13 protein-coding genes are annotated in these 12,787 nt (G+C 60.8%); 5 read left to right on the top strand and 8 right to left on the bottom strand.

Translation table 11 applies throughout. The features are described 5' to 3' along the window. Positions 1 to 10: 10 nt before the first annotated feature. The 4 genes from ABH939_RS18990 to ABH939_RS19005 all read left to right on the top strand — a co-directional run bounded on the left by ABH939_RS18990 (position 11) and on the right by ABH939_RS19005 (position 4,676). A complete protein-coding gene (locus ABH939_RS18990; RefSeq protein ID WP_064074891.1) occupies positions 11 to 1,726 on the top strand; it encodes a 3-ketosteroid-delta-1-dehydrogenase in 1,716 nt (571 codons plus the stop codon). 689 nt (positions 1,727 to 2,415) lie between these two features. Then, positions 2,416 to 3,240, top strand: a complete 825-nt coding sequence (locus ABH939_RS18995; protein WP_404649958.1) for a peptidoglycan DD-metalloendopeptidase family protein — start codon at positions 2,416 to 2,418, stop codon at positions 3,238 to 3,240. A gap of 681 nt (positions 3,241 to 3,921) precedes the next feature. Beyond that, positions 3,922 to 4,245, top strand: a complete 324-nt coding sequence (locus ABH939_RS19000; protein ID WP_404650030.1) for a pentapeptide repeat-containing protein — start codon at positions 3,922 to 3,924, stop codon at positions 4,243 to 4,245. Positions 4,246 to 4,259: 14 nt separating this feature from the next. Further along, positions 4,260 to 4,676: a hypothetical protein gene (locus tag ABH939_RS19005; protein ID WP_058038919.1), complete on the top strand. Its 417-nt coding sequence runs from the start codon at positions 4,260 to 4,262 to the stop codon at positions 4,674 to 4,676. A gap of 78 nt (positions 4,677 to 4,754) precedes the next feature. Here the strand turns inward: ABH939_RS19005 and ABH939_RS19010 are convergent, their stop codons facing one another. The 4 genes from ABH939_RS19010 to ABH939_RS19025 form a co-directional block, all read right to left on the bottom strand. Next, a complete protein-coding gene (locus ABH939_RS19010; RefSeq protein ID WP_063314901.1) occupies positions 4,755 to 5,096 on the bottom strand; it encodes a hypothetical protein in 342 nt (113 codons plus the stop codon). Continuing rightward, positions 5,093 to 6,244, bottom strand: coding sequence for an alkane 1-monooxygenase (locus ABH939_RS19015; protein ID WP_404649959.1), 1,152 nt, complete (start codon positions 6,242 to 6,244; stop codon positions 5,093 to 5,095). Before ABH939_RS19015 ends, ABH939_RS19010 begins: the two co-directional genes overlap by 4 nt. 95 nt (positions 6,245 to 6,339) lie before the next feature. Then, a complete protein-coding gene (locus ABH939_RS19020) occupies positions 6,340 to 6,993 on the bottom strand; it encodes a class F sortase (RefSeq protein WP_404649960.1) in 654 nt (217 codons plus the stop codon). Further along, positions 6,994 to 8,325: an ice-binding family protein gene (locus ABH939_RS19025; protein ID WP_404649962.1), complete on the bottom strand. Its 1,332-nt coding sequence runs from the start codon at positions 8,323 to 8,325 to the stop codon at positions 6,994 to 6,996. 223 nt (positions 8,326 to 8,548) lie between these two features. On the opposite strand from ABH939_RS19025, the gene ABH939_RS19030 reads away from it, so the two are divergent. Next, the gene (locus tag ABH939_RS19030; protein WP_099698824.1) at positions 8,549 to 9,265 is read left to right on the top strand and encodes a TetR/AcrR family transcriptional regulator C-terminal domain-containing protein; all 717 of its coding nucleotides are present in this window, start codon (positions 8,549 to 8,551) and stop codon (positions 9,263 to 9,265) included. A gap of 356 nt (positions 9,266 to 9,621) precedes the next feature. Here the strand turns inward: ABH939_RS19030 and ABH939_RS19035 are convergent, their stop codons facing one another. The 4 genes from ABH939_RS19035 to ABH939_RS19050 form a co-directional block, all read right to left on the bottom strand. Then, a complete protein-coding gene (locus tag ABH939_RS19035) occupies positions 9,622 to 9,765 on the bottom strand; it encodes a hypothetical protein (protein WP_168422070.1) in 144 nt (47 codons plus the stop codon). A gap of 58 nt (positions 9,766 to 9,823) precedes the next feature. Next, positions 9,824 to 10,285 carry an Hsp20/alpha crystallin family protein gene (locus tag ABH939_RS19040; protein ID WP_007726499.1) on the bottom strand — a complete coding sequence of 154 codons (462 nt, stop codon included), beginning with the start codon at positions 10,283 to 10,285 and terminating at the stop codon, positions 9,824 to 9,826. Positions 10,286 to 10,471: 186 nt separating this feature from the next. Beyond that, complete coding sequence (locus tag ABH939_RS19045) at positions 10,472 to 11,356, bottom strand: MBL fold metallo-hydrolase (RefSeq protein ID WP_042452347.1); 885 nt, start codon at positions 11,354 to 11,356, stop codon at positions 10,472 to 10,474. Between the two features lie 137 nt (positions 11,357 to 11,493). Further along, entirely contained in the window at positions 11,494 to 12,747 is a 1,254-nt protein-coding gene (locus ABH939_RS19050) for a wax ester/triacylglycerol synthase domain-containing protein (RefSeq protein WP_404649965.1), read from the bottom strand. Positions 12,748 to 12,787 lie beyond the last annotated feature (40 nt).

Below are 12,787 nucleotides of genomic sequence, written 5' to 3' on the forward strand. Positions count from 1 at the left end.
GATTTGTTCAATGGCGAAGAATCAGGCACCCCCCGCGACACAAGCCAAGGACATCGTTGTCGATCTACTGGTGATCGGGTCCGGTACCGGCATGGCTGCCGCCCTCACCGCGAACGAGCTCGGCTTGTCCACGCTGATCGTGGAGAAGACGCAGTACGTTGGCGGTTCGACGGCGCGGTCCGGTGGAGCGTTCTGGATGCCTGCCAACCCGATCTTGGCGAAAGCCGGTGCGGGCGACACCGTTGAGCGCGCGAAGACATACGTGCGTTCGGTGGTCGGTGATACTGCCCCTGCCCAACGTGGGGAGGCATTCGTCGACAACGGTGCGGCCACCGTCGACATGCTTTACCGCACGACGCCCATGAAGTTCTTCTGGGCCAAGGAATACTCCGATTACCACCCCGAACTGCCGGGAGGTAGCGCCGCCGGACGTACCTGCGAGTGCCTGCCGTTCGACGCGTCGGTACTCGGCGCGGAACGCGGTCGCCTGCGGCCCGGTTTGATGGAAGCCGGACTGCCGATGCCGGTGACAGGTGCGGACTACAAGTGGATGAACCTGATGGTGAAGAAGCCGAGCAAGGCTTTCCCTCGCATCATCCGCCGCCTGGCGCAGGGCGTTTACGGCAAGTACGTACTCAAGCGTGAATACATCGCAGGCGGTCAGGCGCTCGCCGCCGGCCTGTTCGCAGGTGTGGTCCAGGCCGGTATCCCGGTGTGGACGGAAACGTCGTTGGTTCGGCTCATCACCGAAGATGGCCGCGTAACGGGTGCAGTTGTGGTGCAAGACGGACGTGAAGTGACGGTGACCGCTCGGCGTGGTGTCGTTCTGGCAGCCGGCGGGTTCGACCACAACATGGAGTGGCGCCACAAGTACCAGTCGGAGAGCCTCGGTGAGCACGAGAGCCTGGGCGCAGAGGGCAACACCGGCGAAGCGATCGAGGCAGCACAAGAGCTCGGCGCAGGTATCGGATCGATGGATCAGTCGTGGTGGTTCCCCGCGGTGGCAAGCATCAAGGGCCGCCCGCCGATGGTGATGCTCGCAGAGCGTGCGCTGCCAGGCTCGTTCATCGTCGACCAGACCGGTCGTCGATTCGTGAACGAGGCGACGGACTACATGTCGTTCGGCCAGCGCGTGCTCGAACGGGAAAAGGCCGGAGATCCGGCCGAGTCGATGTGGTTTGTTTTCGACCAGGAGTACCGCAACAGCTACGTGTTCGCAGGCGGTATCTTCCCTCGTCAGCCGCTTCCGCAGGCATTCTTCGACTCCGGCATCGCGCACAAGGCGAGCAGTCCGGTCGAACTTGCCCGCAAGGTCGGTCTTCCCGAGGAGGCTTTTGCCGAGTCCTTCGAGAAGTTCAACGAGGCCGCTGCTGCCGGTAGCGATGCGGAATTTGGTCGCGGCGGAAGTGCATACGATCGGTACTACGGCGACCCGACAGTGTCCCCGAACCCGAACCTGAGGAAGCTCGACACGAGTGCCCTCTACGCGGTGAAGATGACGCTCAGCGACCTCGGCACCTGCGGCGGTGTGCAGGCAGACGAGCATGCACGCGTGCTTCGTGAGGACGGCAGCGTGATCGACGGCCTGTATGCGATCGGCAATACTGCGGCCAACGCATTCGGTCACACCTACCCGGGCGCCGGTGCAACGATCGGCCAGGGGCTGGTTTACGGATACATTGCCGCTCACCACGCAGCCGAGAAAGTAGCTGCGACTCAGCAGTAGATCCACTAGGCAACAGATCGCCGAACGGGAGATCAGCACGCGTTTCCGATGCCGGGAACGTGCACTGGTCTCCCGTTCGGCTTGTAGGAGCAATGCCGCCTGTATGTCCCATCTCGGTAACGCTGACGCGCCGGGTGACCAAGACGCGGTATCGTCTCCAGAAGTGACATGGGGCACTGGCGATTGTTCGACCAGATGCCATCCACCGAAGGCGCGCCTGATATCGACCGGTCGGGTCGAATGCGCAAAAACAGGTATGTACCCAGGTAATTCAACCGTGGTGTGGAGCGTCGTGAAGCGACAGCGTATGAGGTGATTCCTCATCCGCAACGCAAGGATCTCCATGTTCCACCCTCTTTCCGACCATCCGGGTAGACACCCACCCTGTCGATCTTCGAATGAGAAGCCTTCGGTTTGTTCCGGCATTCGTAGTCCTCGATCAACGATCGATTCAGGCACTGCCTCGATGTAGAACCCGTATCTCCTGTGCTGTCACCAGGAGATACAGACCTGCGGGTCTATGCGCGCGCTCGCGTTCGAGAGCGGTCACCGTACCTCTCTCCATGGCGCGATCCGAACATTTCACTCCAACGGAGTCTTGGTGCGATACACCAAGTAGCTCAGCACGTATTGAGTGCTGTCTGCGGGTAGAGCCTGCACCTGCTCCGAGCACATCAGTCAAGGAAAACATGAGTAAGCACAGAAAACACAAGCCTTCCAGCACAAAACGATTCATCGCCGTAACTGCGGGACTGGGCGCCCTTGTGGGGGCCGGAGCAGTAGCCAATGCAGGTACCGCCGGTGCGCAGGGCTGGTCGGCGAGTTGCAATTGGGAGTGGCCGGTAAGCGGATCACTTTCGCAGGGTTACCACGCGGGACATGACGGAGTCGACTTCGCTGTCAACGTCGGCACCGCGCTCCACGCGCCCACATCGGGCACGATTTCTGTTGCCGGACCCAATGATCCGGGTGGATATGGAACGTATATCCAGTTGGAAGCGGACAGTGGCGAGCAGATTCAGATGGGCCACCTCTCCGAAACATGGGTCGGTGTGGGGCAACACGTCGAGGTAGGCGACGAGATCGGGGCAACGGGCAACACCGGTAGCTCCACCGGTCCACATCTGCATCTCCGCATTCACAGTGGAGGCGCAGTCGATCCCATGTCCTTCCTGAGTTCGATCGGGGCGTGCGATACCGGGTCGAGTATTGTTCCCGCGCCCGCGCCCGCGCCCGCGCCCGCGCCCGCGCCGGCACAGGACGTAGCACCCGAATTTGCACCGGAACCGGCGCCTGCTCCTGTTGTCTACTCTGAGACATCCGAATCTGCACCGGTAGAAAGCATTCCGGAGTCGGAGACTCCAGCGTCCGGCTCAGAGGTAGTCGTTGCGGCCGGTGATACATTGTTCGACCTCGCGGCAGAACGAGGTCTCACCTGGCAGCAGGTGTGGGACATGAATCCGCAGATCGTCAATCCCGATCAGATCTTTGTGGGCGACGTGATCAACTTGTGAGAGTTGATAATTCGATACTGATCCGGGGATGAGTCAACTACTCGTACACGACCGGTTTCAGTACCCCAGTTGACTCCGAGTTCCACTTGGTGTGCGTGAGCGCTGCAGCCGGGCCGTGTATTTCACGGTCCGGCTGTTTTGCGCGCTCCGAGAAGTGATTCCTACCGAAGTACTGATGCGTGGTGGTTCGCTTCTCGGACAGCCACGGCCAATCGCTGGGGATCTTGCCGATACTATTGAGCCCGTGAACCGGTCCGCGATCACCTCCCTACGTCGACGTTGGTCAGATGAGGACGTCGATAATTTACGGGCGCAATTGCTCGATCAGTCGCGGATCGTCAAGCCTCCCCACACTCTCGTCTCCCCACGGGCGGAGACCGATGACGGGCTGATCGATGTGCGTGGCCTGACAGCGGGTAGCGCTGGATTGGACATTCGGTATCTCACGTTGGAACGGATTGATCTGAGCTTCGCTCGGGGTTCGATCTCCGTCTTCGAATCCGAATTATTCGACTGCCGTTTCGATTTCGTGGCACTGACCGGACAGCCCCGTTTCAATCGCCGACTCGAACGGTGCAGTTTCCGGGTGCGACGCTCTCGCGTGTGGCGCTCGGACCGAGGGTCGTCGATTGCGATTTCACTGGAGCCAAAGCACGCGGGCTCCGCTCCGTGCCCAATACTGTGTTCGAACGATGCGCATTCGACGACACAGACCTGACTGGTGCGCAGCTCGCCGATACCTCATTCGTGGAGTGTACTTTCGGCGGCGCACGATTCTCGGCGGCCACGAGTTTTGTGCGGTGTTCCTTCACCCGGACCGCTGTCGAGTTCTCCGAGGCGCAAGTGTCGCGAACAACGTGTGACGGCACCGCGATTCCGGATCAATGGGAAGGTGAGGCCGATTCAGCAGTCGCACTGGAGCGGTATGCCAGTCGATATGCCCGAGCACTTGGCGTGGGGGATACAGAGGGTATGGCCCTCGATCCTGAAATGGATGATTCGTAAAGGGGGGCAGATCGATGACTCGCGGGGTCACGTTCAGGACAGTATTCGGTGGACCGTCGGTGCCGCTTGACTTCATCGAGGAGTTGACTCGGCTCAGACACCGGCTGAGGGGCATCGCGATGCAGTACGACTTCGATCTGTTTGTTGTGGTTGGTGGCGACATCTCCGTGGTGACCGATCCGACCGGGACCCGGCTTCCGCGTGTGTTTCTGGGCAGGCGTACCGCTACGGCGCAGGTACAGATGAACACTGACGACGTGATGGGGGTGCCCGACCCGCGTGCATTTCTGTACACGACGATCCATGCGGCACTGACGGAACTGATCACGCGTGTCTCAGACCGCGACAACGACTTCGATGCGGACGGGGAGCGAGCGAAGATCGAGTTCTTGATCCTCGATGACATTGGCGAGCGCGAATCAAAGCTGTGATGGCAAATGACAAATGCTGCGCTCCCGCATTCGTCAGGCTGTTGTCACTCTCTGGCATCAAACACTGCGGTGACCACTTCACAGAAAATCGCCGGGTGCCGGCGATGGACGAACCTCACTGTGAGTTCTGCGGTGCGCGGTAGCGGTGACAAGTAGGTAGCGTTCAGCTGCGGCGTAGTCGGTGATCGATGTTCCGTCGGGCCCGGGGGTTTGAGTGATCAGGTCGAGGTATCGGCGGCGATAGAGGTATGCGTCGGGCTGGGTCAACAGGTACTCCGCGGCAGCGACGACGTCCAGGCTCGGTGCGGCTCGTCTGAGCCGGGTGCGCGCCGGCTGGTACGCAGCTCTGGCGTGTTTGGTCGGCCCGGTGGCCGTGTAGTGCCCGTCGCTGTGGTCGTCGTCTCGGGCATTGTCATTCATATCGTCGCCTTGGTGTGAATGAGCTCGACGTTGCCGTTGTAGTAGCCGAGGACACGGTGATCCATCATCCGCCGCCACAGTGGTGGTACGGCAGCGCAGACGATCATCACCGCGTATCCGGCAGGGAGTTGCGGAGCGGTTGGAGCGCTGCGCAGAGATTGGTAGCGCAGACGCGGATTCGCGTGATGGTCACTGTGTCGTTGTAATTGGTACAGGAACAAATTGGACAAGAGATGATCACTGTTCCAACTGTCTTCGGGCCGGGCTTTGACAAAGCTGCCGTCTTGTCTTCGCGCACGGAGCAATCCGTAGTGTTCGAGGTAGTTTGCGGCCTCGAGGAACGTGATCCCGGCCAAGGCTTGCAGGAGCAGCCAGGGCAGTATCTGCCACCCGAATAAGGTGATCAACGTCCCGAACACTGCGGCGCTCAGCGACCATGCCTGCACGATGTTGTTTCGAGGTGACAGTGCGGGTGAACCCTGCCGGCGCAGGCGTGCTGATTCGATCCGCCAGCCCGATTTCAGACCTCCGAATATGCTGCGGGGCAAGAATATCCAGAACGATTCCCCGAAACGAGCACTGGCGGGATCGCGCGGCGTCGCAACGTTGACGTGGTGACCGTGATTGTGCTCGATGTAGAAGTGCCCGTAGAACGATTGAGCGAGCACAATTTTCGCCAACCGCCGCTCGAGGCGGCTGCTCTTGTGGCCTAGTTCGTGTGCGGCATTGATACCGACGCCTGCAACGACGCCGACGGTCATCGCCAGTGCGATCTTCTCTCCGGTTGCCATCGGGGCGTGCGCCCAACACCATGCGGCGAAGACGAGGCCAGCGTATTGAAGTGGCACGAACAGGTAGGTACACCATCGGTAGTAGCGGTCGTCCTGCAATGCCGCGATCACGTTGTCCGGTGGGCTGCGGCCATCTGCGCCGACTGCGACGTCGACGATCGGGATGACGAGAATCAGGATCCAGGCACCGGTCGCCCAGAACAGGCCGAGGTGCAAATATTCGACCAGCAGCCAGGACAGGAAGGGACTCAGCGGGATCAGCAATCCCAACGGCCACCAGTAACGCTTCCGATCCCGCCATGCAGGAGCGTCGACACCTGCTTCGGCGCTCGCTCGAATGTCGTCGGTGTCTGTCATCGAAACTTCTCGAGCACGGGAAAGTGGAATACGGTCATTGCTCTCCAACGGTTCGTGCGGACTTTCGAAGTGGTGTGCTGCGGCGTCTCAGGCGGTTAGGCCAGGTCTGCGAATGCGATGATGTTGTCGTTGTAACTGCGTGCGGTTTCGTCGAAGGATCCACCGCACGTGATGATCCGGAGTCCGGGGTGGTCGATGTCGCCGTATACGACGTCGGTGGGAAAGTCCTCTTTGGGGAAGTGTTCGACACTGGTAGCGGTGAACACTGCGCGACTTCCGTCTTCGCGGGTGACGATGATGTCGGCTCCTGTTTCGAGATTCCGCAGATCGAAGAAGACCCCGTCGGTGCCTTGCCAGTCGACGTGGCCGGCGATGATTGCCGGTCCGACCTCACCGGGTGCGGGAGCGCCGATGTACCACCCTGCGTCCTTCCCATCCGGTGGGACCTCGAGTGCTCCATCGGTATCGAGTCCGAGATCGATGATGTCGGTGTCGACGCCGATGGACGGGATTTCGAGGCGCGCGGGGCGGTGTTCAGCAGTTACCGGCGCCCTTTCGGGCAGTGCAGAGTCAGTGGCGCGTGGCGCGGATGTGGTGTCTTGTCGAGGCGACGAGTGTGGTTGTGAATTTCCGCTGTCGGATTGTCCACCGGCGCATCCGACCACCGTTACGAGTACTGAAACAGTAAGGGCGAGAGCCGTGATGGCTCGGCGAGTTCGCGGAGCCATCACGGAGTTTTCGTCTTTCATCTATCGACTTGTCCGACGGATGACGAGGGCCGACATAGCCACGACGCTGAAGAAGCCGACGAGCAGGGCGATCCACCCTCCACTGGACTGTCCGCCGCGTTGGGATTGTGTGCTTCCGTCACCGGTGTCGACCGACCCTCGTGGTACCTGCTGCACCTGAGGGGCTCGAACATTCGGGGATCCCGGGCCTACCGGTTGAGTGGTCGGGGTACCCGTTCGAGAAGCTGACGTCGTCGGCACCCGAGACGGGACGGTTACCGTCCCCGGAACGGTGGGAGGTATTCCCGGCAGTGGTGGGAGACCGGGAATCTCGGGTATGGACGGAATGTTTCGGCTGGTCGTGATGATCGGCGGTACGTCCACAGTGGTTGTAGTCGTGCCGTTCGGCCCTGGTGTGGTGGTCGTCGCTTCCACCGGTGTACCAGTCGTGGTTGTAGTCACCTCCGGCGGGACGACCGTCGTGGTTGTAGTCACCTCCGGCGGGACGACCGTCGTGGTTGTAGTCACCTCCGGCGGGACCACCGTCGTGGTGGTAGTCGTCGCGGTGTCAGGCGGGACTGTAGTCGTCGTAGTGGTCGGAGTCGTGGTCGTGACAGGAGGCGCACAGGTCGGGATCGTAACGGTGTTCGTATCGAGAGTGACCGCGCCATTGATCGCCAACAGTCGACCCTCGACGGTTGCCTCGGTTGTGGCAGTAATGTCTGTCAGCGCCAAGAGGTTTCCTCGGAAGACGGAGTTGGTGCCGAGGGTGGCGGAACTTCCAACCTGCCAGAAAACATTGCACGCCTGCGTTCCGTTGATCAGTGCAACGGTGCTGGACGACGATGTGATCAGCGTTGATCCCGCTTGGAAGACGAAGACTGCATCGGGGTCACCTTGCGCGTCGAGGGTGACGGTTCCCGACAGTGCGATCGACGAACCGGAGTTGTAGACACCCGAAACCAGTGTCCGACCGGTCAAGTCGGCTCCCGTCGGTTGTGTGGGTCCTTGACCGGCAAGAGTGTTGTAGGCAGTCAACACGTCGGGTTTCGCTCCCTGCGATACCGCGTCGCCACCATGATTGGTGCCGGTAATCGTCAGGTCCGATACACCGGTGATGGTTGGAGTCGGATACGTGCCGATATCGCCGCCGAGGGTTGTCGGTCCGGTGTTGGTGATTCCTGCTCCGGCAAGGACTGCAAAGGGCTCAGCGGTGCCGAGTCCGACAGCAGTCGCTTCCGCGCCGGCAGTGCCGGCCGGCAAGACGAGAATGCCGACGGAGAAAACGGAAATCGTTGCAATACCCGAGAATTGAAAGAACCGCGAGCGTCGTGTTGCGGTGGGTGCTGTCATGTTCTGTTCATCTTCGATCCTTTGAAGAAGGGACTCATGCGACGAAAGTGAGTCCGTACGTCCGCGCCGACTCCGGCGCCGGGACGTATCGATGAGCGCCCACGTAAATCCGGACATTCCGGGTATACGTTGTGTGTATACGTTGTATGCATAGGGCGTATCCGAACAGTAAACCAGCCGTACTGTTCTGTCAACGCGTAGGCATACGATGTATGTTTTGTGGATGACCGGACACTCGCCAGATCGCACTAAGGGTTTGATTCCCGCCGCGGACCGCGAGGAGCCCCTCACCAGGGCGCTCGTACTCTCGACGGCGTTGGCGATCATCAACGAGGAAGGTGCCGACGGCCTCTCCATGCGCCGACTGGGCAAAGCGCTCGACAGAAATCCGATGACTCTCTACAGGTACGCGGCCAACAAGGCGGCCCTGCTGGACGGGGTCGTCGAGACCGTGCTCGAACAACTGGTCGTCGACCCGTCCGATCGCGACTGGAGGGGGCAGCTGCACGCAGTTGCGTACGGGTATCGCCGCCTCGCGCTCGCGCACCCCAACGTGGTTCCTTTGCTGGTCACTCGGCCGCTGTCCACCCCGCTCGGATTGCGTCCTCCCGGGACGTTGCGCTACGTCGAAGCGATTCTCGAACTGCTGATACGGGCCGGTTTCACTCCTGAAGACGCATTACACATCTACCGAGCAGTGTTCGGCTTCCTCAACGGGCACATTCTCAACGAGCTTCAGGAAATAGTCGAAAATCCCGAGGAGACGGACGATCTCTTGCGGCTCGGTCTGCATCGGCTTGCGCTTGCCGAGTTTCCGAGACTGCGGTCGATGGCTACGATCATGGCTCACTACGACGGGCAGGACGAACTCGAGCGCGGTCTGGCAATCCTTCTGGAGGGTCTGGCGACGGCATCTCCTCCGACGAGGGTTGAGGGCTGACCACTTTCAGTTTGGGTATCGACATGAGACGACCTCGACGGCCACACAATTCAGGGGACCGACGAGGTCGGTAAGCGTCAGCGCAGTCACTGACGTCTACATTTCAACCGTACGAGTCACGGTTGGCAGGTGGCGGCGAGCTTCGTCCTTGTTGTGTGAGTGTTTCGTCCTGCTTCGCCCATTTCGGGCGGTTCCTGACCTGCTGCAGGTGATGGCTCTTCGGTTCGGCCGGAATGCTTCATCGAGCTGAACGTGTGTAGAGCGCCTGTAAATGTCTTCCGTCCGCCTCGGTGGACGGACGGAAGGCATCAATTCATTTGTGGGTGACCGTATTCGGCGAACACGGTCTGGTTTTGTCAGGGTTGAAATTCTTCGTTGGTGGGGTTCTCGGGCGGGGTGGCCGCGAGGATGCGCTTCCACCAGCCTTGCCGCTGCGGGTCTTCGTTCCAGACGACCGGTTCAGCCAGAGCTGCGGCGGGGGGCATGATTGGCGCGGGCATAGTGGACCTCCTGGATGAAAGGCTCTCGTACAGTCGATTTCGTGCCAAGCCGTTCAGGTCAGGCTTCGATCTGTCCTTGGGTTTTCACCTCGGAGTTTGCGGTGCGGGACGGCGGCCCCGACGAGATTTCGATCCGCCGCGGTTTCGCCTTCTCTGCGATCGGTAAGGTCACGGTCAACACGCCGTTGTCGTATGAGGCGACGATCCGTTCGGAATCGATGTCCTCACTGATGGACAGCTGCCTTCTGTATGTTCCTGTGAAACGCTCACCGGCCAGCCACGTCACTCCCTCTTCGGAAATGGCGCTGCGGTGCGCGGTCAGGGTGAGGGTCGAGCCGTCTACCTGTACGTCCACTGATCCTGGGTCGACGCCGGGAAGATCGGCGTGAAGGACGTAGTGGTCATCGATCTTGTAGAGGTCCATCGGCATGAAGCGTGGACTTCGGCTGCTGCCGGTTCCGGTGGCAAGCAGGGACTTGGTGATCGCGTCGATGTCGGTGAAAGGATCGAAACGAAGCACAGCAACACACCTCCCGTATCGTCTAAGAAAGGTCACCGTCACCTCGACGGCGACCGAACTTACTGTGCGAGAACATGATAACCAGCCAAGCTGGCACTCTGCAACCTCGAGTGCCAGATTTTTTCGGTGAACTTCGGTCCGATTTTCGGAAGTATCCGAAATGGCGCGATCAGTTCGCCAGGGATGTCAGAGGGTCCGGCGAAACACCTTGTCTTCGTCGACTGTGACGGCACCGGATGCGATGAGTCGTTCGAGGTGTAGCTGAGCTGTCCGTCGTTCGACGGCGTCGACGTACGGGGCCGATACGTGGGGGCGGTAGACGAGTCGATGAGCGACTATGTCTTCCAAGAGTTTTGGTTCGCCGAGGAATTGGATGAGACGGTCTTCGCGGCTCAGTAATTTGTCGCGGTATGCGGACAACCGGCGACGGAACTCGTCGCTGCCCTCGACCACGCCCTTCTGATGGAATGTTCCGTACCAGCGTGCGTCGATCGTTGCGACGTGGTCGATGGAGTCGAGGAAGTCGTTGACGCTGCTACCCAGGTCGCCGTACATCGGGCCGAAGGAGGTGAGGTCGATGTCGGCGACGTAGAAGAAGCCGTCGGGTTCGACGAGGACCCCGCAGTGTCCGCGGGTGTGCCCTGGCAAATGAATGACTGTCGCAGTGCGGTCGCCGAGGTCGAAGACGTGGCCGCCCGCGATCCCCGACACGTTCTCGTGGGTCGGGGGTATGCCGTATTGCGTAGCGATCGACTGCTGGACCTCGACTCGTTCGTTCGGAGGAAGGCCGTAATTGGTGAGCATCGTGTCGAGGGATGCGACTGCGGGTGCGTCGAGATGGTGCGCATAGGCCGGGGTGTCGAAATGGCGTAGTCCGGCGATGTGGTCCTCGTGCCCGTGGCTGACGAATACGAGGTCTGCGCCGACGGGGTCGCGGTCGAGGGAGAGCGAAGGGTCGATGACGAGCGTGCTTTCAGATCCGTGCACTACCACGGTGTTCCCGTAGGGGACGGCACCACCGTTCTCAGGAACCAGTACCGAGACCTTGCCGAATTCTGCAGGTGTGAACATCTTTCGCCTTCCTCGTGACGATCGTGTCGTGACGACACCGGCTTGCAGGCTCGAATCAGTGGAGATGTTGTCGAGACGTCTCGACAGTATCCGTTGCCCAAGCGGCGAGGTGCATCGGATAGTGGCAGTAGATCCAGTCAGTGTGCAGTGCCGGCTATTTCGTCGAGAGTCCGTTCGACGGCTCGGGCGATCTTGCTTGCAGGTGGGAGATGCTCGGCATCGGCCTGGATTCCGATCCAGAATGTGTCGTTGTAGGACGCTGCGGTGAAGCCGACGCGGACATTGCCCGCCAACGGGCCCAGAGGCCAGAGTTCGACTAGCGCTGCCCCGTCGAGCGTGAGCGGGCCGCGCGGTCCATGGACGTTGGACGCGACTGCACCGATCATGTGCTGCCGCTTTGCGAGCTTGTCGAAAACGCCGGCGATACGCGGTGACCGAAAGGTTGTTCCCGCAGCGCGTGCGGAAGGTTTGGCCGCAGCGGTTTGCTTCGCGACGATCGCGACTGTGCGTTGTGGGTCGGTTTCACGAAGTGGAAGGTCGATGATCATGAACCCGACGGCATTGCGTGCGCTACCGATCGCTGTGACTGCGACGGGTACCGATACCGCAATCGACTTGGGGATGGGCTCGCCGCATTCTTGGAGGATGAATCGCAGTCCGCCGCCCACCGCAACGAGATAGGCATCGTTCAAAGTGCCTCCCGCTTGCTGCGCGGCATGCTCGATCAGAGAGGTGCCGACGTTGACGGACGAGATCGATCTCGTGGGACCAAAGGCGCCCAGCAACACCCGTGATCGGATTGGCCGGTGCAGGAAAGTACCGATTCGAAATCGGAGGAGGTCGAGGGAACCGGCGGCCTTCGGAGGGATGTTCGGCACGGGAGCGCCCGGGTCGGTACTTTTCGAATCAGGTGGAGCGAACAAGCGCTCGAAAAGGTCGCTGGCTCTGGCGCCGTCGAGAACCGCATGATGCACTCGGATGACGATGCCGCACAGACCCGGTCGAGCTGCAGGAACAAAGGCGATGTGCCACAACGGTCGGGTGGTGTCGAGGGGTTGCATCACGAGTCGACCACAGACGGATTCGAAGTCGGGTTCTGTAGGCCCGCGTTCGTCAAGCGAGAGATGGAGGTCGAAGTCGATGTCGTTTTCCGTCCACCACCATGACCCGTTCCGTATGATCGGTCGCTGCCGCAGTAACGGCTCCTGCGCGATGTGAGCGGCGAGAGTGCGGTGAAGTCGCACTAGATCAGGTCGACCGTCTCGATCGACGAAGCCACCAGGAGCGAGCAGTCCGGCAATAGTGACCAGGTAGGGCTGGACGTGCACACCGAGCTGGAAGCTCGCAGCGTCGACGGGTGATATCGGCACGTCGGGTGTGGTGTCGACCATCTGCTGAGCCTAATCGAGGCGACACGGTGGACGGCGCTGG

Source organism: Rhodococcus sp. 27YEA6 (assembly GCF_044908235.1).
GTDB classification, from domain to species: domain Bacteria; phylum Actinomycetota; class Actinomycetes; order Mycobacteriales; family Mycobacteriaceae; genus Rhodococcus_F; species Rhodococcus_F qingshengii.

Excerpts from the sequence above, each read along its gene's own strand:
- ABH939_RS18990 (WP_064074891.1), top strand. The coding sequence starts at position 11 with ATGGCGAAGAATCAGGCACCCCCCGCGACACAAGCCAAGGACATCGTT.
- ABH939_RS18995 (WP_404649958.1), top strand. The coding sequence starts at position 2,416 with ATGAGTAAGCACAGAAAACACAAGCCTTCCAGCACAAAACGATTCATC.
- ABH939_RS19005 (WP_058038919.1), top strand. The coding sequence starts at position 4,260 with ATGACTCGCGGGGTCACGTTCAGGACAGTATTCGGTGGACCGTCGGTG.
- ABH939_RS19010 (WP_063314901.1), bottom strand. The coding sequence starts at position 5,096 with ATGAATGACAATGCCCGAGACGACGACCACAGCGACGGGCACTACACG.
- ABH939_RS19015 (WP_404649959.1), bottom strand. The coding sequence starts at position 6,244 with ATGACAGACACCGACGACATTCGAGCGAGCGCCGAAGCAGGTGTCGAC.
- ABH939_RS19020 (WP_404649960.1), bottom strand. The coding sequence starts at position 6,993 with ATGAAAGACGAAAACTCCGTGATGGCTCCGCGAACTCGCCGAGCCATC.
- ABH939_RS19025 (WP_404649962.1), bottom strand. The coding sequence starts at position 8,325 with ATGACAGCACCCACCGCAACACGACGCTCGCGGTTCTTTCAATTCTCG.
- ABH939_RS19030 (WP_099698824.1), top strand. The coding sequence starts at position 8,549 with ATGACCGGACACTCGCCAGATCGCACTAAGGGTTTGATTCCCGCCGCG.
- ABH939_RS19035 (WP_168422070.1), bottom strand. The coding sequence starts at position 9,765 with ATGCCCGCGCCAATCATGCCCCCCGCCGCAGCTCTGGCTGAACCGGTC.
- ABH939_RS19045 (WP_042452347.1), bottom strand. The coding sequence starts at position 11,356 with ATGTTCACACCTGCAGAATTCGGCAAGGTCTCGGTACTGGTTCCTGAG.
- ABH939_RS19050 (WP_404649965.1), bottom strand. The coding sequence starts at position 12,747 with ATGGTCGACACCACACCCGACGTGCCGATATCACCCGTCGACGCTGCG.